Raw genomic sequence first — 22875 nt, 5'->3', positions numbered from 1 at the left:
TGAGACCAAGCAATGAGCAGTTCATCTATCGCACTTTATGCAATGCACAGCAATGGCAGTCTGACCCTAGCCGATACCTTTATGGGTTCGTATGGTAAATGTGCCTCTCTTTTCTCTCAGATGAGCAGTGAATATGCTGAGGAAGGCAGAAATAGCTATCAAGTGCTATTACTCGACGACAATGAGTTAGTCGTATCGGCAAAGTTACTGCGTAACGTGAGTGACGGCACTGTGCTGCTATTCGCTTGAACTTGAACTTGAACTTGAACTTGAGCTTAAGTTGCACGCCCTAAACGTCATTCTGGAAATTACACAGTAATTATCCAGAATCTTAGAGACTCCTTTCCCCTACAAAATAAAAACACTGCCTTATTTGAACTTCCTCGGCAAGTAATCCGGCTTATCATCAGGATTACGCTCTCGCTTACCCGCAATGACTCTGTTCTTCCCCATCCCAACCTTAATCTGATACCAAGTCTCGAGCAGTAGCGCCTTGCCTTGACTCGACCACCAGGTGTTATGGTAGAGCTTCTTATTCGCGGCTAATACATCTGGAGAACGGTTAATGCACTCCAAGGCTAGTTGATAGGCACACGTATAGGGATCGTCTGCGATCTTAGTGACTAGCCCGTACTCTTTCGCCGTTTGGCTGTCGATCTCTTTGGCGGTCATGGCCATCTCTAGGGTATGGTCTTTACGCATTAACTCCCGAAAGGCGATAGCCCCGCCCATATCAGGAATGAGTCCCCACTTGGCTTCCATGATAGAAAAGGTAGCATCGGGACTCGCTATACGAAAATCCCCTCCACTAGCTAACTGCAACCCGCCCCCCCAACAACGACCATGGATAGAAAATATCACCGGACACGGGATATCGCGCCAGCCCAAGGAAAAGCGCTGAGCATCATTGGCACGAGTTGGCCACCACTTTAAGAGCAAAGAAAGCGCACCGCTTTTACTGGTTAATAAAGACTTCACATCAAGCCCAGAGCAAAAATCACTGCCTTCGCCTCTAACGATCACTGCCCTCACCCGTTTATCGTTTTTCAACTCGCGCGTTATGGCATTCACCGCTTTGAACATCTCCATATCAATGGCGTTGAGTTTATCAGGACGATTAAGGCTGACTATTGCAATCTGATTATCATCAATAGTGCAGGTCACTCGAGACATATCGCTTCACCTTACATAGTGGTCAAACCACTAAGTTATACAAATTATTAACATTTTGAAAGGCGTGTATATTAATTTTCATACATAAGGCATTAGTTTTATATGCTTTTTCCTTTCAAAAGCACCGCCCCTACAACCCTACTCACTCTCAAATACTACACAGCATTTACAATACGATTACTTTTTCAGCATGTAGCGTGATCCACTCTAAAGATAAAGAATTCCGCCCTATTCATCATGATGTTATGTGATGAGAAAAACACATAAACCCGATGAATAAAGAGATAATCCCTACCAGAGTTTTCCAAAAAACCACACAACACCATGGTCCTTTTGATTGTGCTCTAGATTAGCAGAGGTAATTAAAATGAAGATTTTCTACGAAACAAAACGGGGCAAACACAAAGGGCTTATACAACAGCCCCATCGACATAGAAATGGCAAGTTTGCGGTCAGCAAGGCAAGGTTTGATGAAGGTTATACCTATGTCGAAAGCACTGAAGATATCTATAAATACTTGCGACAGGGCTACAAAGTAAAAGTGAGTAGTGTTGAACCTCTTACCGCGCCAAGTCTGGTTGGCCTAGCCTCCCTTACTATCGAATAGATCATCATTTTTATCTCACCGTAAACAAAGCCGCCCCTAGCAGTCATCCTATTTAGGGGCGGCTTGTTTTCTACTGCCTATCACTCCGGATCTATTAGCTTGTGGTCAATCTGACTTTGATACTCTTGCGGCTTAAACTGATTAAACCTTGGCAAGAACTTGTCCCAATCAATAATGTGACTGTCGATTTCAGGGCCATCAATACACGCATGTTTACGCACTAATTTTCCATCGAGCATCACCGGCACCATACAAGCGCCGCACATGCCAGTCGCGTCAACCATAATTGAATTAAGACTCGCCACACAGGGCACAGAAAAATCCTTAGTGAGCTCACTCACCGCGCGCATCATCATAGGCGGGCCAATGGTGATCACCTCTGAAACCTTAGCTTTCGTGGTGCCTTTATGGGCAAGCATCATCTGCTCAAGCGGTGTGGTGACAAAGCCTTTGATGCCAAGACTGCCGTCATTACTGGCATAGACAATTTTTAGGTGCTCGGGATAGCGCTCACGCAATCTCTCTAATCGACCACCAGGCTCTGTCCAAAAGCTGTGCGACTTGCCCCTAAAACCAGAGATCAGCGTCACCTGATTACCTATCTCTAGATGGGCCCTCAAGATAGGAAATACCGCAGGTAAACCTACCCCACCCGCGGTGAAAACCACTCTTCCCGAGTGTTCTGTGACCTTACTGGCTTGACCTAAAGGGCCCGCCACTGCGCAGAAGCTGTTGCCAACCTGCATCTTATTGATCAGTTTAGAGCTGCTTCCTAGTCCCTGAATAACAAGGTCAATAGTTCCTTCAGCCGCGTTCCAATCAGCTAATGTAAGCGGTATCAACTCACCTTTTTCATCACTCAATACTCGTACAAACTGCCCCGCCCTAGCGGACTGTGCAATCAAAGGCGCTTTAATGGTGAACTCGACAATCTCTTCGGTTAACTGTTTCCGCTTAACGATCTTGGCTGGCGTCTGACCCAATTCGGTATAACGGCTGGCACTCTCAACGAGACCTTGCAACTCTTGAGTATTGAAGTCCAAATTTGCCATTATCTCGCGAGCAGCGGCCTGCCCATCACCTGCCGCCTTGATGGCCGTTGAACCGCCCCTTGTAGCATCACCGCCGCTATACACCCCCTCTATTGAGGTTTGCTGCGAGTCTTTGTTCAGCAGTAAGGTTCCCCATTTTGAGGTGTTGAGATCAGGGTTGGCGTCTTTCACAATAGGGTTAGAGCTATTGCCTAAGGCCATAATGGCAAAGTCCACCTTGATGAGCTCTTGCTTGCCTGTCACTTGAGGGCGACGGCGACCTGACGCATCAGGCTCACCTAATTCCATCACATCTAACGTGGCACTGCTGAGTACATGATTTTTATCACCATGAAACTCACACGGCGCACGCAACTCTTTAAGTTGTATCCCCTCTTCTAGGGCGTGATGAAGCTCCTCAACTCTAGCGGGCATCTCTTGCTCAGTTCGACGATAGACGATGGTGACATTAGCCCCTAATCGACATGCCGTGCGCGCGGCATCCATTGCGGTATTGCCGCCACCGAGAATCATCACCTCTTTATTTTTCATCTCAGGTAGCGGTGTTTCGTAGTCCACTAGGTTGGCATGCATAAGATTGACGCGGGTCAGAAACTCATTGGCTGACATTATATTAAGTAGGTGTTCGCCGGGGACATTCATAAACCTTGGCAAACCGGCGCCGGTTCCCACGAAGATCCGCACAAATCCCGCTTTTTTTAGATCGCTTAAAGCCGCGGTTTTACCCACGATATAGTTTGTGACAAATCGCCCGCCAAGGGCCTTGATCTTATCAACCACATCGTCAATCAATTGGTTGGGCAATCGAAACTCGGGAATGCCATATCGAAGTACCCCGCCCAAGGCATGGAAGGCCTCAAACACAGTGACAGGATGACCTTCCTTAGCCAGCAAGTAGGCATTAATAAGGCCCGATGGCCCAGAGCCCACAATAGCGATGGGCGGCTTGGTGGCCATGACCCAAGGGTTGTTGGTTATTTCCCCTGTGCCGCCTGCATCTTTGAGCTCGCGTTCACGCTGAGGCAAGAACCACTCTAGTTGACCGATCTCAATGGGCTTATCGTTGTGTGTACAAACCCCTTGGCATTGCAATTCTTGTGGGCACACTCGCCCAGTGACGTTAGGTAGAGGATTCGCATCTCGAATCAGCTCAAAGGCTTCTTTCAACCGGCCCTCTCCCATCAAATTGAGTACCTGCGGAATATGGATCTTAACAGGACAGCCGCCTTCGACTTCCGCTTTAGGAGCGCCTTGCTGGTCGCATTGAAGCACGCCGATTTCACATGGGCGGTCTTCACATTGCTTGTCTCTCAGTACCTCAAGCCAAACAAATAGCTCAACCTCACGCAGGCTATAACCCAGCCCCATATAGCCAAGGTAACCCTGACTGACTAAGTCAAAATCCTTACGTCTTTCTTCGGCAGGACGCACATAAGGGGGAATATTATTACTGCCAGGCCACCCCTTTGATAAGCCCTCAAACATGGGATACCGAGCACTAAGGTGTCGGTCGATGCCTCGCACAAATGCGCGTTTTTGTTTAAGAGGCACTCGCCATAAATAGCGCTGCAACGTGATACTGAGTTCGTCATCTATGAGCAGCAGCTCCCACAGCTTTTCTACAAATGAAGCCGAGAGTTCTCCATACTTCAGCGCCGCTTGAATTGCCTGCATGCTCTCATCAATCACCATTTGCTGAAAGCGCTTGGGGTCTTTGCGCATTCGCTGCTCTAGCAGCGTTTGTTGCGCCTTACTGATTGTCGAAACCATGCTACACCTCCGAAGTCTGCGAGACATTAACGTGAATGATCTCGGCGTCACACTCATCAGCAATGCGCGAGGCTCGCTCAATAAGCTCGTTGGTAATCATCAGACTATCAAAGACGTTGGGAATCACTCGGCTGACTATCTTTGCCTTACCCTCTTCGATGATAGTGGTCTTTTCAAACAATTCCGGAAGCTGTTGATAGCAAGTTTTACAGTCCGTACAACTTGCCATATCGGATTTGGCAATACTCACTAATCTATCCACTGCCCCTTTTACAGCAGGCGTTGTATCCGTTGACTCGATTTGCGTCACCGGAATTTGCACCTCGTTATCTACGGTAAGTGCCAACTCTGCCAATCCGTTAGCTATGGTGTCTATAGTTTGCTCATTGCGCTCAACCGCTTGTTCATAGCGCGCTTTCCACTGGGCAATCTCTGCTTGGTGCTCTGCCTGCACCTTAGCTATTTGCTGTCCGCTCAGATACTGCAGCATGTGCCAGTTATTTAACCGCTCTTCGGTGAGTGCGACAATGGAGCTTGATACCGTGAGTTGGATTAGATGCTGCGAGCTATCTACAGACCAGATAAACGGCGTTTTATCTGCGCGCTCACTCACGCTCATGCCAACGTAATCGGCCAGTTCAATGAGGTTTCGCTCACTGGTAGCAAGAGAGAAATGCTTTTTAAAGCGTCCCTCAAACAAGGCAAAATCTGCAGGAGTGAGCGCCGTTTCTAGAAGCTGAGTCATTCCATCATCATCTAGATAGGTGATCATCTGCTGAGTCCAGTCTTGCTGGATATCGGGATTACCCTCTAGCGAAAGCCGTTCAGCCAATGTTTCTCCCTTGCGTGGATCGTGCACAAATATTGGGTTCATTCGGCTCTCAACGGCAAAGCGTGAATGCCTAGTGCTGGCGTCATCGGCGATTCCGTGCTCGCCCATGCAAGGGGTATACACATCAAACAAAGCAGGGGCATCTTGATAATTGAGATACTCCACTAGGTTAGACATAAAGTGCCCCTGTATGGCTGTCGAGGTTTGCACCACCAAGACCTGTGGATGGAACATCGCGATGATACCTAACTCTTTTCGCGCCTCTTGCTTACCACTATGTGCGCTGCCCACTCGGCTCAAGTCTGAGTCTTGAGCAGTAAAGCTTGCGGTTGAGGCTTGTCCTCCCGTATTGGAGTAACTCCCCGTATTAAGCACTAACACCTTAATTGGCGTAGAGGTTGTCAGCAGTCGAGATAGCGCGCCAAAACCAATGTCGTAGGTGGCACCATCCCCGCCGATGCTGAACACTGTGGGCAGTAGATTGAGTTCATCACTAGAGAGCTGTTGCCATTCTAAATAGTTAAGCTGCTTATCGTGGATGCTAGGATCATACAGGTCTTCCACTTCCAACTTGGCACAGCGTAGCGCTTTAATCTGCTCTAGCTGATTGGCAACCTCGCCCTCAAATAAGCCTTTTGCGAGTGCTGGCGTATCTTGGAACAAGCTGTTTACCCAAGGCACCTTATAAGGATTGGATGGGAAGGTGGACGCATACACACTGCTACAGCCGGTGGCATTGGCAATCAGCGCATCGGCCGGTCCGTCACCTGTAGGTCCATGTTCAAACTCATACAGGCGTCGCTCCAATACCTTAACCGTATCTTCAATTCGCTGAGCACGATCAGGCTGCTGCTCGGTTTCAAACAGCTGACGATGCTTACTCTCTAGCCTATCCAATAAGCTTTCTAGTTGTGCACGGTGTGCCTTATTGCGACGCTCTGCCATGGCTCGGTTGATTGAGGTTACCAAGCGAAGGGCTGTGACTTCCCCGCAGCCACGGCACGCGCCGTGACCGGCGCTCATTGCATAGTAATTGTCTCTATCCAGTAATAAGCGCTTAGGCTCTTGGCCATCGATAAATCGAATCGGCGTGTTTGGAAGCGCTGCAAGCGTTTCGAAGCTGTGATGGAGTTGCTCATTGAGCTCAGTGGTTTGACGCACCTTTTGCAGCGCGTTAGGACCGCACACATCCACACACTCCATACAACCACTGCACTTACTCGAATCTATAGCAACCGAATACAATCCTCCGCTACCGGGCATGGCTTTTTCCATAGCATCAAAGAAGGGCTTAGTACGCGCCACTGGCATAGATTCTAATGCGATACACACACTCGCAAATTGCTGTTGAACCTTGCCATCATTGAAGGTCATGCTATCAAGCATTGATGCAATGGCTTTATGCAGAGGAAGAGATTCCTCTTTAGAGTGAGTGCGATAGTAATGTCTTACTGCATCACTCAGTTTAGGTACCTCGGCTTTCAGGGCTGAGATTTGCGCTGGAGGAACAGCAAGGGTCTCTATCGCATTATTGATAAGGTCATGCACCTCATGCACCGCATTCGGTATTGCGCTATCTGGACAGGCGATGGTGCACTCCATACAACCCGTACACTTATCAGGATCAAACAAAGGCACATTCAAACGGAACAATCCCTTGTTCTTGGTTTTTGCGCTAGAAGGCGGCATAAACATGCCCGAGCCCGGGATAACCGGCGCTTCAGCAATACTGCCATCGGCATAGTGTTTACCTGCAATGCTATCAAAGTAATCTTGGTCAAACAGACAGCTGCTGGCACGAGTTGTTTTATCATCTAGAGTGACTTGGGCGCTGTTTTCGCGACTAGGAACGAACTCCTCGTAATCTTGATAGCAGACCTGTTTAGTGGCATGCATACCCTCGCGAATCACAGCCATGTTGCTACTGACCACTGCTTGGCCTTTGCTGGCAAACTTCTTGGCTATTTGCTGCTCGATTCGGTTTAGCATTGCCTCTTCATCAGCACTGCCTATCACTTGGCGAGCATGCCCACACAGCGCGCCAATGAAGGCGATACCCATCATACGGATCTCAAGATCTCGGCTAGGGGCTTGCTCTTTGGCTACCTTAAAGGCATCCACAATAAAGAAGTCGATATTGTTCTGGCGAATGTACTGTCTGGCGGCTTCTGGGATCTCTTTCCATACTTGCTCTGGAGTATGGTGTGTTTGCAGAATAAAGGTGCCGTTTTGGGTCAAACCCGCTAACGGGTTGGTATGCATAAAGACCTTGTGATCAGGGGATAGAACCACCTCTACCTCTTGCAGTTCCGCATTAGTGATCTTTATCGGCTCTGGTGACAAGGTAATGAAGAAGTTGGTAGGCGCGCCGCTCTTTTCTGAACCGTATTTAGGCATGGACTTAGAGTGCAGCTCTAATGCGCCAGCAAGGATATCGGTTAATAACTTGCCCGTAGCAATAGTGCCGTAGCCACCCACTGAGTGAAAACGCGTACGTATCGCCTCAAATGGAAGCAATTGGGGATTCTCGTCGGTGGACAATGCCATCAACTCAGTCTCTGGATAGGCGTCCTTGAGTCTTCTTTGTATGACCTGTAATTGCTCAGAGGCTTGGTTATCAAAAAACTGACTGCCAAGGTAGAAGAAAGGCTTACTTTGCACCGCTTGCATATTTGCAAATGCCGCAACGAGGTGACGAGGCTGCAGATCGTGGCCACCTAGCCCAAAAACGCCAGTGCTGATTTGCGGTAGCTCACGAAGAAACGGAATGTTCTCATGGCGATGACTGTCAGCGTTTTCTCTTGCTTTAAATAAGGCTCGAGTGACGCGCTCAGTTAATTTGGTTTCATCACAACGCTCTAATATGGTCACGGCTTTCTTGCCAGTTAATACCTCTATGAGCTGCGCTTCAGGGAAAGGTTGCAGCTGCTTAATACTGACCACCCCTACTTTTTCGCCCTTACCTCGAAGATACTCGGCCACCGCTTCAGCATCGTCTGTCACTGAGCCCAGACCTAAGATCACATAATCTGCATCTTCACATTGGTATTGCATGACAGGGGAATATTGTCTGCCGGTAAGCTGGGCAAACTCGCGCATCGCTTGCTTGATAAACTTAGGCACATCCGATTGAAAGTGGACCCTATGATCAACAATCCCGGCTTGATAATCGGGCTGATTTTGCACACCACCAGTCAGCCCAGGGTTATGGGTATCCATTAGCGCCGGCACTCGTTGACGACTGCCCTTTTCATAGCTGTTAACCCACACTCGTCGCCATTTTTTGTGCAGCTCTGCTGGGATAAAGTCCAATGTATGGGCGATTAACCGGCCTTCTTTATCTTGCTCTAGCTGCGCTTCATTGGCCTTTAGATAATCTTTGATATCCCGCAATTTATCGGGCCAGAAGTCATCTTGATGCTTGTCTAAAAAGACATTGAGTTGCCAAATACGCCCCTTAGCACCATACAGCATCTGCTGTGCTACGGTTGGCGCTTGAATGCGCTCTGAAGGATCGCCTAGGTAGGTTTTTAACAGCTCAGGCTCAGGTAGCCGTACTTCGCTTTGAATATGACTGGTGGCAAATCCATCCATGCAGTTGGCAACCGGTATTAGCGAGAGCGCACTGACTCGATAAGAGATGGCGGCAAGATCGGCCGCTTCTTGAGCATTACTGGCAAACAAAGTGGTGTAGCCCGCAGACAGCAGCGCATAGACATCATCGTGTCCCGCCATCACATTCAAAGAGTGTCTGGAGACTGAGCGCGCTGCCACATGCAGTACGAAGCCTGCGGCCTTTTTACCTACCGTGACATAGTGGGATTCCAAGCCATACAAGATACCTTGGCTTGAAGAGGCATTTGAGATGTATTTGCCACCTGTAAGCGCAGCACCCAATGCGCCACTTTGCGCAGAATGCTCCCCCTCAGGCTCGAAGAAGAACGGATGCTGTCCCCATACATTCATTCCGCCTTGAGCGCGAAACGCTTCATACAGCTCTGAGATTTCAGTTGAGGGGGTGATGGGGTAACCAATAACGCCGCCGCAAACATAATCCATAACGTGAGCAACCGCTCCGTTGCCATGAATGACGGCAGGTGTACCGGGATAAGATGGGTATTCGATGGTCTTTGATAACAAGGACATGCGCTGTTTCTCCTAAACAGGTGGACAAACAGACCGCACAGAATTGCGGTGTTATTTACCCACAAACTAAGTCAAGATCACGCATTTCGCCTCAAATTTTCTTCCACATACGACAAAGGCACATTTGCGTGCTGATTAAATTCTACACCGCAAATATGCCTTATGCTGTCTATTCACTCACAAATTGTAGGGTTTTATTTGATACTCAACAAAAACTCTCTATTTATTGATTGAATATTCTACTTTCACTATAGCGCGCTAAGGTAAGCCTTCAATGATTTCAGCCTAACTGTTGCCCCGCCAATGATATCCATGAACCCTAGAATTGGGTGCGGTTTAGTGGCAGAAATCCACGCTGAACCCGTTGCACCAATGGGGATGTTGTAGCCTTCTGGCTCTTCAAATTCAATGATGACAGTACGGCCATGAGCACCCGCGTTATTTCCTACGTGTTGCTTTACATTCTGCGCGCCGTTTTTCACTGACACTGTCGCCTCGCCAGTACCGCTGGTAATACTGTGTACCTTGCCTCGGAATACTTCACCAGGGTGAGAGTTAACATAAAACTCGGCAAACTGACCCTCTTTGATGTAGCGATAGGTTTGGTCGCTGACACGCATCTCCATAAACTTCTTGCTGGTGTCATAGATGTGCATGTTACCCGTGCGAGTGCCTTTCGAGATATTGACAACACCAATCTGACCATCAAATGGAGCAACTACTTGGTTCATTTCATTAAGCCATTGGTTCTCTTTGATCTGGGCGTTAATGGTTGCAATCTCAGCGCGCAGCTCTGACAGGCGTGAATAACCTTGCATGATGGCGTTTCTTACGTCATCACGCTCTGCTTGGCTGCTGTACTCTTCAAGCTTCATCAGACGTGCCATTGTGGTTTCGTCTGTTTTGATCTGGGTTTCGGTTGCAGATATTTGATGCTTAATCGCTTGGATCTGAGCCTCAAGACCTTTGATTTCTTCAACAGAATCTGTGGCTTCAAGGGTGTAAAGCAACTCGCCCTTCTCGACCACTTGGTTATGGTTAACCATAACGTTTTCCACTTTTTGACCCACTAAAGGACTTAATACCGCGTGCGGCGCTTTAACGGTACTGCTGTCTGTCAAATCAACAGGCGCCCAGAAACGACTCACGGTAAACAGTGTCATTGCTAAGAAGGCACCAAATGCAGTGATCATGGTTGCATTGCGCAGGTTCCACTTAATAACTCCGGCTTTAACCAGAATCCACATAATGAATACATAGGGAAGCATGATCTCTTTCATTATTTAGTCTCCTCAGCTGACAGGTTGCCTTTTTCTACACCACGACGAATCACACCACTCAATGAGTTACCAATGATGTCCCAGCGAGTAAACGCAATCACAATCGCCAATACCCACCAAGTCTTGCTAATAAACAAACCACACAAAGATAAAGCAAATACCACATTGGTATGTGCGCTGTTGCGATGCTCACTCTCGTGAACTGCAACCTCGTGCAATTGCCATAGCAAATAAGCGACGTAAGCAAAGATAGAGATGGTCACAACGAAGATGAGACCCATGAAGATTTCAGAATTGAGGAGTTTAATGATGGAAGGATTACCATCGACAAACTCGCTGGCCGGCATAGATTTACCGTGAATGTTGGATAAGGTAGAGAAAAATAGGGAAGTTGCAACAGCAGCACTGAGTACTCCAATTGCCTTCATTAGCCACTTTAAAACACCGAACAATCTTTTCATTACTCACTCTCACTTTAGTTGGGCTCTAAAAATACGTATGGTAGTGACTACGTATGGCGCCCTAACTTCAAAGAGTGTTGGCCATCTCCCTATTCCGTAATCCCCACAACACAGTCACAATAAATAACCTTGAGGATTACCTCCAATTATTCATTTCTATACCTGATATGCATGAGGAGTATATTGAATAGAAAAACGCGCTATGCTGGTAGATGAGGCCGGTATTCAATACAATCTGCCCATCGGCTCTATATCCAGCCTCCGTTTCGCATTAAGGTACCGTTAAACCCATGAGCATCGACCCGCTTTTCACCCAATTTGAACAAGCCTCCTCTTCACTACCGATGCCGGAGCGATTCACCTTTCCCTTTTATTATGATCCGAACCCGCTGACGATCATCGCCTGCGAACGGCTACAAAAGAGCCTGAGTTCAAATGCTCGATTTAATGAGCTTTTTTGCCTGCAAGACGATCAGAGCCTAAATACAGAACTAAGTCCTTCTGCTAGGGGCAAGATGTTTGGTGTGTTGGTGGTAAAAAACAGTGCAGGAGAGCTAGGGTTTCTCAGCGCTTTTTCTGGCAAAATTGATGATACGAACCATCATCAAGGGTTCGTACCGCCGGTGTACGATATGCTGGATGATGACGGGTTTTATAGGGATGAGTTAGAAAAGGTCAACGAGGTTTCCAAAGAGCTAAAAGCCTTTGTAAGCACCTGCAATATCGAGCCCCTAAAACAGCGGCTTTCATCGCTGATTGAAGAAGAGTCTTCTCAAATAAAGGGGCTGCAAGCTGATATCGCAGACAGTCGAAAGCGTCGCAAAATCGAGCGCACCCAAGCGCAAAGCACCCTATCAGAGCTGGAGTATCAAGAGCTTGAGAAAAGCTTAGCTAAGCAGAGTGTGGCGCAAAAGAATCAGTTAAAGTGGCTCAAGCAAGAGTGGGCAGATAAGCGAACGGCACTGACTGAGACAATCACTCACATTGAGCAAGCCATCGCGGATTTAAAAGCCCAACGCGCAGCTTTGTCTAACCAACTTCAGCACAAGATCTTCGCCTATTATTCTTTCTTAAATGCCGACGGACAACGTCAAGATCTGAACCAAATATTTGCCCAAACCGCCTATAAAGTGCCACCAGCGGGAGCCGGAGAATGCGCCGCGCCCAAGCTAATGCAATACGCCTATCTTAATGATTACACGCCAATCGCTATGGCGGAATTTTGGTGGGGTCACTCACCTAAATCTGAGATTCGTCAGCACAAACAGTTTTATCCTTCGTGCATGAGTAAGTGTCACCCGATCCTCTCGCACATGTTACAGGGCTTAGAAGTCGACCCTAATCCGCTGCTAGAAAATCCTGCACAAGATAAGCCTTTGCCTATCCTCTATGAAGATGAGCACATTGTGGTGGTGAATAAGCCTGAAGGGTTTCTTTCTGTGCCTGGTCGACACATTCAAGACTCAGCGTTTTACCGCATACAGCAAATGTATCCCGATGCCGAAGGCCCCTTTGCCCTGCACCGCTTAGACATGGCAACCTCAGGTTTGTTGGTGTTTGCCCTCACTAAGCGTGCGAACAAATCCCTGCAAAAGCAGTTCATCTCTCGTGAAGTAAAAAAACGCTACGCGGCCTTAATTGATGGGGAACTACAGGAAAAAGAAGGGGATATTAGGCTGCCTTTATGTGGTGACCCTTATGACAGGCCAAGGCAAATGGTGTCGTATGAGGAAGGCAAGCCTGCGCACACTCGCTATCAACTTCTAGAAACCATTGATGGACACAGCAAGGTCATGCTGTATCCAGAAACAGGTCGCACCCACCAGCTACGAGTTCATTGTGCTCACGCCGAGGGGCTTAACATGCCCATCATTGGCGATACCTTATATGGCCGCAAAGACAAAAGATTGTATCTGCATGCACAGCAGCTCAGCTTCACCCACCCCGTTACTAAAGAGTGGGTCACCTTTGAGGCCGATATTCCGTTCTAGCGACTAACTCGCTAGCGTAGCCAGCTGCTGCTGGTAAGCAAAGTGGCCGACGACACAGCGCAAAGTGCCGTAATCGTATTTGGCATCAAAGTGCTCAAACAGCGGCTTTAGCTTTGCCTCAGTGAGACTATTGAGCTGCTTAATGGCAGCGTCAAATTCTTCTAGTTCAAAGGGTTCAATATCAATCACTTGTTGCAGTTGGCATGCCCCAAGCTCTATGGCTGATGCTAGATGACTCATCACGGTGTTGAGTGCAATTGCGCGCTCTTTTGCCACCAATTCGGCATCTTTCAACGATTGAAATAACTCAAGGGTGGTTTGCTCTGTGGCGCTTAATGTAGGGAGTTGTTTAGGCTGCTGATTCATCAGTGTGATAATCGGCTCGCCATACTTAGCAACCTTGGCTTCACCAAAACCTGATATCTCACCTAGCGCATCCAATGTGGTGGGTCTCTTTAGGGCAATATCAGCCAAGCTGGCATCGTGACAAATCACATAGGCTGGGACGTTTTGTTCCTTGGCGAGGCTTGCACGAAGCTCTCTTAGCTTCTCAAACACCTCAGCATCTTGAGCAGAAAGCGCACTGCTTTTTTTCGGCCCACTGGATTTTTTCTTTTTAGCCTTGCGAAGTTCACGTAGCTCTATGCTTTGCTCACCCTTTAGCACTGCGCGGCACTGCTCGGTCAGCCTTAGATTGTTATACATACCCTCAACAGTCAGGTAATTCATTGCAATGAGCTGTCTAAATACCCCCTTCCACTGCTCAGCGGTAAGCTCAGTGCCAATACCAAAGGTAGATAGGGTGTCGTGACCAAAGCGCTGGATCTTGTCATCACTTTTACCAAGTAGCACATTCACTAGATGCGTCACACCAAAGCGCTGACCTGAGCGATACACAGTAGAAAGCGCCTTTTGCGCCGCCTGAGTACCATCCCATGTTTTAGGTGGGTTTAAGCAGTTGTCGCAATTGCCACACGCCTGCTCTAGTGGCTCACCAAAGTAACCTAACAAGGTCTGACGGCGACAAGCACTCAGCTCGCAATATCCAAGCAATGAATTGAGCTTGCCCACCTGCACTTGCTTGTATTCTTGATTGCCATCAGAGTTTTCCACCATCTGCTTTTGCATAACAAGGTCTTGCAAACCATAAGCCATCCACGCGTTTGCTGGCATTCCATCACGCCCCGCACGCCCAGTTTCCTGGTAGTAAGACTCGATACTTTTTGGCAGGCTAAGGTGCGCGACAAATCGCACATCGGGCTTATCTATACCCATACCAAATGCAATGGTCGCCACAATGATGACGCCGTCTTCTCGTAAGAAGCGCTGTTGGTTTTGATTCTTTTGCTCGACAGACATGCCCGCATGATAAGGCAAAGCCACGCGCCCCATATCAGAAAGCCAGGTTGCGGTTTCCTCGACCTTTTTGCGTGATAGGCAGTAAATGACTCCCGCATCTTGGGCATGATTGTTCTCAATAAAATCCCATAATTCATGCTTCGCGTTGGCTTTTTCACTGACATGATAACGAATATTAGGGCGGTCAAAACTATGCACGAATACCTTGGCATCAGCGAGATGCAGCTGTGCGATAATTTCTTGTTTGGTGCGCTCATCGGCCGTTGCGGTTAAGGCGATGCGAGGCACATTAGGAAAGCGCTGCGGTAAGATGGACAGTTTTTGATATTCAGGTCGAAAATCGTGTCCCCATTGACTTACACAGTGCGCTTCATCAATGGCAAATAACGATAAGCTCGATTGCTCAAGAAGGTTAAGAGTGCGCTCCATAAGCAGACGCTCTGGAGAAACATAAAGCAGTTGTATCTCACCACGCATTACCGAGGCTTCAACTTCCAGCTGCTCATATTGATCTTGAGTGGAGTTTAGAAAGGCGCACGCCACGCCCACTTGTCTTAGGGCGTCCACTTGATCTTTCATCAAGGCAATCAGTGGCGATACAACCACACCGACACCCGAACGCACCATTGCTGGGATCTGGTAACAGATAGATTTACCGCCACCAGTAGGCATCAGGGTCAGAACATCTTGTCCGTGCACCACGCTCTCGACTATGGCTTGTTGTTGGTGACGAAAGCTGTCGTAACCAAAAACAGAATTTAGTACATCTATAGGCTGGGGTTTAGTGGCGTGCTCGAACTGACTCAATGCTGAAGATCCTGAGGGTTAAATGAATAAAAAGGATAGCGAAGAGTCAGCCAAAAAGCTGTGGGTAATAGTATTAAATCACCTTCTATTCAGAAGACGATTCTTGCTTCACTGACAACATCATTTGCAATCCGCCGCCATTATGCACGTGTTTATACCCTTTCGTCAGTAGTATTTGTTTAGCATTACCTGAGCGGTTGCCGCTACGGCAATACACTACGATATGATCATCCCTATCCACAAAAGAGAGATCGGCTCTCGATAGATCAGCGACGGGGATATTCACAGCATTGTCGAGATGCCCGCCGTTGAACTCTTGCGGCGTTCTCACATCAATCACGGCTGCGCCAGAGTCAATCCACTCCCACGCCTGCTCTGCACGCTCTGTGGCGAAAGCCCCTGTGGCAAAGATCATGCTAGGGATAAGTAGCGACAGCGCCATTAATCTCTTGATCATAAAGCTCTCCTGCTTCGCTTTAGGAAAATAAGCTCCAATCTACTCTAGATTCCACCCATTCCGATGAAATCTAGTAGATCTCCATCACCCAAGAGCCCAGTTTTTTTTCCTGCCAAAGCTCGATAATCATAGGTTCTAGTGCCGCAATCACGCGTTTCAGGTCTTCAGGCGTTTTGCTGTCGTTAAACCACCCATTGATTGAATCTAAATTGAAGGCAAGCTGCTTCAAATTACCAGAATTGGTGAGCAGTTCTTCACCATTAGTAGCTTGTTCTTGTTCGGATAACTGTATACGAGATTCAAAATACTGATCCCCTGCCCTGTACAGGTTCCAACCGTCTTCTCGTGTGGCTAAAAGTCGCATATTTGATTCCCTATCTTTTTCTCATAATAAGCATAATCACAACACACCTATCTTGCTAATCAAAGGATGTACTTCACACACTGGTGGTTTGAGAGATGAAAATTCTCGATGTCTTTACCGAGCGCAAGTTTATGAGGTAAAACAACAAAAAAGAGCAAGAAGTTAGGTAAAATAGAAGCTTATCAACATCAATAATTCGCACTATGACAACATCGAACAAACCTTGGTTAAACACCTACCCTCAAGACGTACCAGAATTCATCAATATCGACCAATATGCCAATATCAACAAAATGTTCAAAAAGCCATTTGAACAATTTGCTGACAACACCGCATTCGTCAATATGGGACACTCTCTTACCTACCAGCAGCTGAATGACAAAAGTGATGCATTTGCGGCCTACCTGCAATCAGAATTGAAGGCAAAGAAAGGCGACAGAATCGCGCTAATGATGCCCAACCTACTGCAATACCCTATTTGTATTTTAGGTGCACTCAAAGCAGGGCTGGTCGTGGTAAACGTCAACCCCCTCTACACGCCTCGTGAGCTTGAACATCAACTGCGAGATTCTGGCGCCACCATAATAGTGGCGGTGACGAACTTTGGTGACAGCTTGCAGCAAGTCATCAGTCGCACTAGCTTAAAGCATGTCATTCTTACCAGCATTGGTGATGAATTAGCGCCTCATAAGCGAACTTTGGTTAATTTTGTAGTGAAATACGTAAAGAAGATGGTACCTAAGTACCACCTTCCAAGCGCTATTTCACTGAGACGAGCACTAACCCATGGCAAACGCCTAGACTTTAATCCGCCAAAGATTGAGCAAAGCGACCTTGCTTATTTGCAATATACTGGTGGAACCACAGGCCTTGCCAAAGGCGCAATGCTCACACACAAGAACGTGATGGCCAATGTGCTGCAGGTGTTCGGACACTTCGGGCCACGCACAGCAAAAGACAAAGAACACGCCGTCACACCCCTGCCGCTTTACCATATCTTCGCAAACTCAGTGAGCATGATGCTGATGATGTATATGGGGGGCAGCAATCTGTTGATCACTAACCCTAGGGATTTAAACACCTTTGTTAATGATCTCAGTAAGTACCCGTTTACCATGATATTTGGCCTGAATACCCTCTTCGCAGCCCTAATTAATCATGCAAAATTTAAAGAGCTCGACTTCTCTAACGCTGAGTTCACTATTGCTGGCGGCATGGCGACACAAAAACACATCGCCGATGAATGGCAAGCCATCACTGGGATGCCAATTATTGAGGGCTACGGCTTGACCGAGTGTTCGCCAGTAGTTGCCGGTGGCGTCCATACTCAGCAGCAATTTGTACCGGCCATCGGAGTCCCTCTACCTAGCACAGAAATGAGAATCGTAGATGATGGCGGAAATCCTTTACCCACCAACCAAGTAGGTGAGATTCAAATCCGCGGTGACCAAGTCATGGCTGGGTATTGGAAACAAGACGCGGAAACCAAGGCTGTGCTCACAGAGGATGGCTGGCTAAACTCCGGCGATATCGGTCGCATGGATGAAGACGGCGTTTTCTATATTGAGGATCGCAAGAAAGACATGATTCTAGTGTCGGGCTTCAACGTATTCCCAACAGAAGTTGAAGAAGTTGCCACACTGCACCCGAAGATCATTGAAGCGGCTGCCGTTGGCGTGCCTGATGACGTTGCCGGAGAACGCGTTAAGCTTATCGTGGTCACTAACGGCTCGGTTTCTGTAGACGATATTAAGAAACACTGTCGCCAGCATCTAACCGGTTACAAGATCCCGAAGGTCATCGAGTTTAGAGAAGAGTTACCAAAAACCAATGTAGGCAAGATTTTGCGCCGAGAGCTGCGCGACTGATTGCCAAAGAAATGTCATTAACAGCTAGAACGCAGGCCTAGCTCTCTAGGCCTGCATTTGACTGTTTACAAACCTACGAAGAAGCTGATCACTAGCGCATTCACAATATCGATAAAGAAACCACACACCAATGGCACCACGATAAAGGCCTGCGGACTCGCACCATAACGACTGGTTACCGCGGTCATATTCACAATCGCAGTCGCGGTAGAGCCAAGGGTAATACCCCCAAAGCCTGAACAGATAACCACCGAGTCGTAGTTTCTGCCCATCAAGTAGTAAACCACTAGGATAGTGAATAGTAGAGATAGCAGAATTTGAGCTGACATAATCACGGAAATGTAGCCAAACATGCCGTCTAGATCCCAGATATGAAGCCCCATCAACGCCATAGTTAAGAACATACCAAGACAGATATCAGAGATCATAGCGAGCCCTTTACGACCATCTTCGATCTTCTCTTTAGTTTGACGTTTCTGGAAAAGAGCCCTTCCTATATTACCGATCAAAATACCGGCAATTAGGCAACTCACAAATAACGGTAATTTATAGCCAGCCGCTTCAATAGACTCACCGATAGTGTAACCTAACATCAAAGTGACATTTAAAAATAACCAAGCCCGTAGCACACCGTAGTGACTCAGTTCTATAGTTGCTTGTTTGTCTTGAAACGCACCCACAGCAACGTCTTCTGAATTTGACGGGCTCACCTTGTGCTTATTCAGCAGATAGTTAGCGATAGGGCCACCAATAACACAGGCTGCGATTAGGCCAACGGTGTTTGAAGCTACGCCTAACTCCATTGCATTACTGATGCCGTACTCTTCAACAAATGTTGGCGCCCAAGCGAGAGTCGTACCAACGCCACCAATCAGACTAACCGAGCCAGACAACAAGCCTGCCTTCGGATCCAAACCAAACGCTGTGGCTACCGACATACCAACAACGTTCTGCAGTACGATAAAGGTGCCAGCAAGCACCAACAAGATGAACAGCGGTCGTCCACCCTTGATAAGGGTTTTCAGGTCCGCTTGTAGGCCAATGCCTGCAAAGAAGTACAACAACAAAAAGTCTCGAACTTCTAAAGTAAACGTGACTTGAATGTCAAAGACATAATAAAGAACAGCAACGGTTGCCGCACACACAAACCCGCCGATAACCGGTTCAGGTAGGGAATATTTCTTCAATACCTCTGAGCGCTCAATAATCGCTTTACCAATAAACAGCAATGCAATGGCGATGGTAAAGGAGACGAGCGGTGGTACTAATACTTCTGACATAAATTAATCTGTTCCTTGGCAATGAATGCAATGACATATGAAATACAACGATAAGCTACAAGTGTAATGTAAACCTCAAGAAAATCCTTAACTTATCTATATCAATTGCTCAAAAGAGAAACTAAAGAAGAATATATAACTGAGATTTCTCTAGGGTTAGTCGCGCGAATTTTAAGCAAATATCAATGCTTCATATATAAAAGGAAATTGCGTTCACATATAAACGTGGATGATGGGTTTGACAGCAAAGTAGCTAGGCTGTCTGTAACTGAGTAAACGGCAGTTGCCAACAGCCTACCGTTTAAGCAAAGTGCCAGTATAAATACCAACGATAATAGACAGTACGGCTACGACTCCCGCTGGAGATAGCGCAGGGAGAGCGACAAGCAGTTGTGTATCATTACCGCCTCCCGCCAATACCGCCCCAAAACCCATTAAACAGCCTGAGCCCAAATGCCATAAGTAACGCTTCATCTTCGCGGTTTGTAAACGAAACGACTGAGTCGCGATAGCAGCGATTAACATGCCTAATACCAAGCATGCTATAAGCATAAATCGCTCTGCGCTTGGCCAAAGATGTTCTGCGTCATTCCACACGTAAAAACTCACATCTTTAAGCAGACCACTTGGCGTCCAATGGGGTTCGAAGACAAAAATGCAGCCAGCCATAAAACCGATAGCCAACATCGACAGCCACAGTATTTGACTCGCTTTATTCAATCGAAATATAAACAACCCAAGCAGTATCGAGCCAACAATGAGAGCGCTGTATTGCATCGCCACCGGCATCTCGTATCTATTGGGCTTGATATCAACCATCAAAGTAGAAAAAACAATCCAAGCCACAATCCACCCTGCGATGGTCGCGAGCATAACCAGTTGTCCGCGAGCCAAACGACTGATCGTAGACACCCCACACCCTTGATTAAGAGCTGCACCCAAACCAAACAGAAAACCACCCACGGCAAAGTGCCAAGTAGGGAGATAAGTAGTAAATAGGTTTTGTTCAGTAACAACGTAGATAAGGCCAATGGAAAGCCACGAGAATGTGCCACTAAAGATAATAGCGATGAGAAACATCGGATTGCCATCACGAGCTTCTTTAACACCGCGCACCATGCAAAGCCCTGTAGTCTGAGCTAGGTATCCCAGTATTCCAATCAGTATTAAGGACAGGTATAGCAAGAATGCTCCGATATCTATAGAAGGCGATTTGATTAAGATAACTATAGTAGAGAGGAGAGGATAAAATAGAGAGGTGTTTTTTGAAGCGTCAGAAACGAAAAAAGGCCTAATAAATCAGACCTCTTCGAATGTGGCGGTGAGTGAGAGATTCGAACTCTCGATACGTTGCCGTATACACACTTTCCAGGCGTGCGCCTTCAGCCACTCGGCCAACTCACCGTATTTGATTGGTTGACTGCGTCAGTCAACGAGGCGCTAATTTAATGATTTGTCGGCGGTTGGTCAAGTAGAATTCAGGGCTTTTTGTTTAGTTTGCGGTTGTTTGGACAATTATTGTGTAGTTCGATGAAAATTGAGGCATTTAGGGCAATTTAGCAGTGCAGTTGGATTTAAAGGCTTGCTACACTATGCAAAACCTTTTTTACGGATAGCCATTTTGGATTTAGCACAAATTATTGCTCAGCCTGAGCTGGAAGATCGTCTTCTTCCTTATCATCAAACCCTTGGATTTATAACTGCAATGGCGGCTGCACCGAACGTGCTTGATCCAGCTGAATGGATTGCCTACCTATGGGGTGGCGAAGAGAGCGCTCCGTTTACCGATGGTGAGCAGCTAGAGTCATACCTGGAGTCAGTCATCAATGCTTGGAATGCGGCGCGTCCTGCTCTATTTGAAGGCACATGGCAATGGCCGGTGGAATGTGACCTTAGCGATAAAGAGATCGTAACTGAAGCGACCAAAGAGTTCTGTGAAGGCTTGCTACAAGGCTGGCAATTGGCTCAGGATGATTGGCAGACGCTGATGCCTCAAGATAGCCAAGATAATGCCCTTTTAGGCGGTGTATTGCTGTCAATTAGCATGCTTTATGATCCAGAGACCTCACTTGCTACGCTTTCTGAGGAAGGTATGAATGGTCTTGACCAGTTTGCTGAGATCTTCAATGCTATGCCTGCGATGCTGTGCGGGTTGACGCAGCGCGGTGCTAGTTTGGCGGAAGTGCAATAAAATATTAGCTGTCAGCTGCAAGCTATCAGCTGTCAGAAATAAAAAACCTCGGCAATTGCCGAGGTTTTTTTTTTTTGAGCGTCACATTTTGGTTAGGCGTTGCCTTTTACCTTGATGTTTAACTGCTCTGCAAAATCTAGCATGCGATTTAGCGGGATAAGAGACTTCACACGCACGGCTTCGTCTACGAAGATCTCGTGCTCTGCACCGCCCTCTTTTAATGCTGATTCAACCGCTTTAAGACCATTCATTGCCATCCAAGGGCAATGGGCACAGCTGCGGCATGTTGCACCTGCACCTGCTGTGGGTGCTTCGATAAGCTCTTTCTCTGGCACCAACTGCTGCATCTTAAAGAAGATGCCTTTGTCGGTGGCTACAATCAGCTGCTTGTTAGGGAGCTCTTTTGCGGCTTTGATTAACTGGCTTGTTGAACCAACCGCATCAGCTAGCTCGACAACACTTGCAGGAGACTCAGGGTGCACCAAAATAGCAGCGTCTGAATAGACTGCCTTCATGTCTCTTAGTGCTTTTGCTGAGAACTCATCGTGAACCACACATTCGCCATTCCACAGCAGCATTTCTGCGCCTGTTTGGTTGGCGATGTAAGAACCAAGGTGACGGTCTGGGCCCCAAATAATTGGCGTGCCTTCAGCGTCTAGGTGCTCAACGATCTCTAGTGCAATACTTGATGTTACTACCCAGTCAGCGCGTGCTTTAACCGCCGCAGAGGTGTTAGCGTATACCACTACTGTATGGTCAGGGTGCTCATCACAGAACTTAGAGAATGCGTCTTCTGGACAACCTAAATCTAGAGAACATTCTGCTTCTAGTGTTGGCATCAGGATGGTTTTCTCTGGGGTCAGAATTTTCGCTGACTCACCCATAAAGCGTACACCCGCAATGATCAAAGTCTTTGCTGAATGACGGTTACCAAACTTAGCCATCTCTAGAGAATCGCCTACAAAACCGCCGGTTTCTTCGGCTAGGGCTTGGATCTCAGGATCGGTGTAGTAATGGGCAATCAATACCGCATCTTTCTCTTGAAGAAGGGTTTTGATGCTCTCCTTGTACGCCTGCTTCTGATCTTCGTTCAGAGGTACTGGTTTAGGAGGAAATGGGTAAATTGTTGGTGCTGTTTCTAATATTTGGCTCATTGCAATGCTCGGGCAACTTCCTTTAACTTCGGGCATTGTACACTGCTTTGAGTGTGCTTGCCAAAAGCAAAAAAGCTCAGCAA

16 protein-coding genes and 1 tRNA gene are annotated in these 22875 nt (G+C 47.4%); 5 read left to right on the top strand and 12 right to left on the bottom strand.

Annotated elements, in window-relative coordinates; all coding sequences use genetic code 11:
- The first annotated feature begins 12 nt into the window (after window positions 1–12).
- Window positions 13–249: a hypothetical protein gene (locus tag OCU35_RS05340; protein WP_261825782.1), complete on the top strand. Its 237-nt coding sequence runs from the start codon at window positions 13–15 to the stop codon at window positions 247–249.
- Between the two features lie 120 nt (window positions 250–369).
- Here the strand turns inward: OCU35_RS05340 and OCU35_RS05335 are convergent, their stop codons facing one another.
- Window positions 370–1173 carry a crotonase/enoyl-CoA hydratase family protein gene (locus OCU35_RS05335; RefSeq protein ID WP_261825781.1) on the bottom strand — a complete coding sequence of 268 codons (804 nt, stop codon included), beginning with the start codon at window positions 1171–1173 and terminating at the stop codon, window positions 370–372.
- Window positions 1174–1540: 367 nt separating this feature from the next.
- Here OCU35_RS05335 and OCU35_RS05330 point away from each other — a divergent pair, with 367 nt between their 5' ends.
- Entirely contained in the window at window positions 1541–1780 is a 240-nt protein-coding gene (locus tag OCU35_RS05330; protein WP_261825780.1) for a hypothetical protein, read from the top strand.
- A gap of 80 nt (window positions 1781–1860) precedes the next feature.
- Here OCU35_RS05330 and OCU35_RS05325 read toward each other — a convergent pair whose 3' ends face one another.
- From OCU35_RS05325 to OCU35_RS05310, 4 genes are all read right to left on the bottom strand, one after another.
- On the bottom strand, window positions 1861–4602 hold the full coding sequence (locus OCU35_RS05325; protein ID WP_261825779.1) for a sulfide/dihydroorotate dehydrogenase-like FAD/NAD-binding protein: 2742 nt from the start codon (window positions 4600–4602) through the stop codon (window positions 1861–1863).
- Between the two features lies 1 nt (window position 4603).
- A complete protein-coding gene (locus tag OCU35_RS05320; protein WP_261825778.1) occupies window positions 4604–9580 on the bottom strand; it encodes a 2-oxoacid:acceptor oxidoreductase family protein in 4977 nt (1658 codons plus the stop codon).
- Window positions 9581–9828: 248 nt separating this feature from the next.
- A complete protein-coding gene (locus tag OCU35_RS05315) occupies window positions 9829–10860 on the bottom strand; it encodes an HlyD family secretion protein (protein WP_017243388.1) in 1032 nt (343 codons plus the stop codon).
- On the bottom strand, window positions 10860–11321 hold the full coding sequence (locus OCU35_RS05310) for a hypothetical protein (RefSeq protein WP_017243389.1): 462 nt from the start codon (window positions 11319–11321) through the stop codon (window positions 10860–10862). The genes OCU35_RS05315 and OCU35_RS05310 overlap by 1 nt, the downstream gene beginning before the upstream one ends.
- 290 nt (window positions 11322–11611) lie before the next feature.
- Here OCU35_RS05310 and OCU35_RS05305 point away from each other — a divergent pair, with 290 nt between their 5' ends.
- Window positions 11612–13312, top strand: a complete 1701-nt coding sequence (locus OCU35_RS05305; RefSeq protein ID WP_261825777.1) for an RluA family pseudouridine synthase — start codon at window positions 11612–11614, stop codon at window positions 13310–13312.
- A 3-nt stretch (window positions 13313–13315) separates the two neighbouring features.
- Here OCU35_RS05305 and recQ read toward each other — a convergent pair whose 3' ends face one another.
- The 3 genes from recQ to OCU35_RS05290 all read right to left on the bottom strand — a co-directional run bounded on the left by recQ (window position 13316) and on the right by OCU35_RS05290 (window position 16299).
- Window positions 13316–15478 (bottom strand): DNA helicase RecQ, encoded by a 2163-nt coding sequence (recQ, locus tag OCU35_RS05300; protein WP_102329677.1) that lies wholly within the window; start codon window positions 15476–15478, stop codon window positions 13316–13318.
- Window positions 15479–15563: 85 nt separating this feature from the next.
- Complete coding sequence (locus OCU35_RS05295) at window positions 15564–15935, bottom strand: rhodanese-like domain-containing protein (protein WP_102478100.1); 372 nt, start codon at window positions 15933–15935, stop codon at window positions 15564–15566.
- Between the two features lie 70 nt (window positions 15936–16005).
- Entirely contained in the window at window positions 16006–16299 is a 294-nt protein-coding gene (locus OCU35_RS05290; RefSeq protein WP_017027619.1) for a hypothetical protein, read from the bottom strand.
- A 203-nt stretch (window positions 16300–16502) separates the two neighbouring features.
- On the opposite strand from OCU35_RS05290, the gene OCU35_RS05285 reads away from it, so the two are divergent.
- On the top strand, window positions 16503–18167 hold the full coding sequence (locus tag OCU35_RS05285) for an AMP-binding protein (protein ID WP_261825776.1): 1665 nt from the start codon (window positions 16503–16505) through the stop codon (window positions 18165–18167).
- Window positions 18168–18232: 65 nt separating this feature from the next.
- Here the strand turns inward: OCU35_RS05285 and gltS are convergent, their stop codons facing one another.
- The 3 genes from gltS to OCU35_RS05270 all read right to left on the bottom strand — a co-directional run bounded on the left by gltS (window position 18233) and on the right by OCU35_RS05270 (window position 20851).
- On the bottom strand, window positions 18233–19447 hold the full coding sequence (gene gltS / locus OCU35_RS05280; RefSeq protein ID WP_017027621.1) for a sodium/glutamate symporter: 1215 nt from the start codon (window positions 19445–19447) through the stop codon (window positions 18233–18235).
- A gap of 294 nt (window positions 19448–19741) precedes the next feature.
- Window positions 19742–20566 carry a YeeE/YedE family protein gene (locus OCU35_RS05275; RefSeq protein ID WP_261825903.1) on the bottom strand — a complete coding sequence of 275 codons (825 nt, stop codon included), beginning with the start codon at window positions 20564–20566 and terminating at the stop codon, window positions 19742–19744.
- A gap of 197 nt (window positions 20567–20763) precedes the next feature.
- A tRNA-Ser gene (locus OCU35_RS05270) sits at window positions 20764–20851 on the bottom strand.
- Between the two features lie 217 nt (window positions 20852–21068).
- Here OCU35_RS05270 and OCU35_RS05265 point away from each other — a divergent pair.
- Window positions 21069–21638 (top strand): UPF0149 family protein, encoded by a 570-nt coding sequence (locus OCU35_RS05265; protein ID WP_261825775.1) that lies wholly within the window; start codon window positions 21069–21071, stop codon window positions 21636–21638.
- 92 nt (window positions 21639–21730) lie between these two features.
- On the opposite strand, the gene nadA is transcribed toward OCU35_RS05265, so the two are convergent.
- Window positions 21731–22792, bottom strand: coding sequence for a quinolinate synthase NadA (gene nadA, locus OCU35_RS05260; protein WP_017027633.1), 1062 nt, complete (start codon window positions 22790–22792; stop codon window positions 21731–21733).
- Window positions 22793–22875 lie beyond the last annotated feature (83 nt).

The sequence above is a fragment of the Vibrio breoganii genome (assembly GCF_024346795.1).
In the GTDB taxonomy this organism is placed as follows: Bacteria; Pseudomonadota; Gammaproteobacteria; order Enterobacterales; family Vibrionaceae; genus Vibrio; species Vibrio breoganii.
This window is presented reverse-complemented; position numbering and strand designations above follow the sequence as displayed.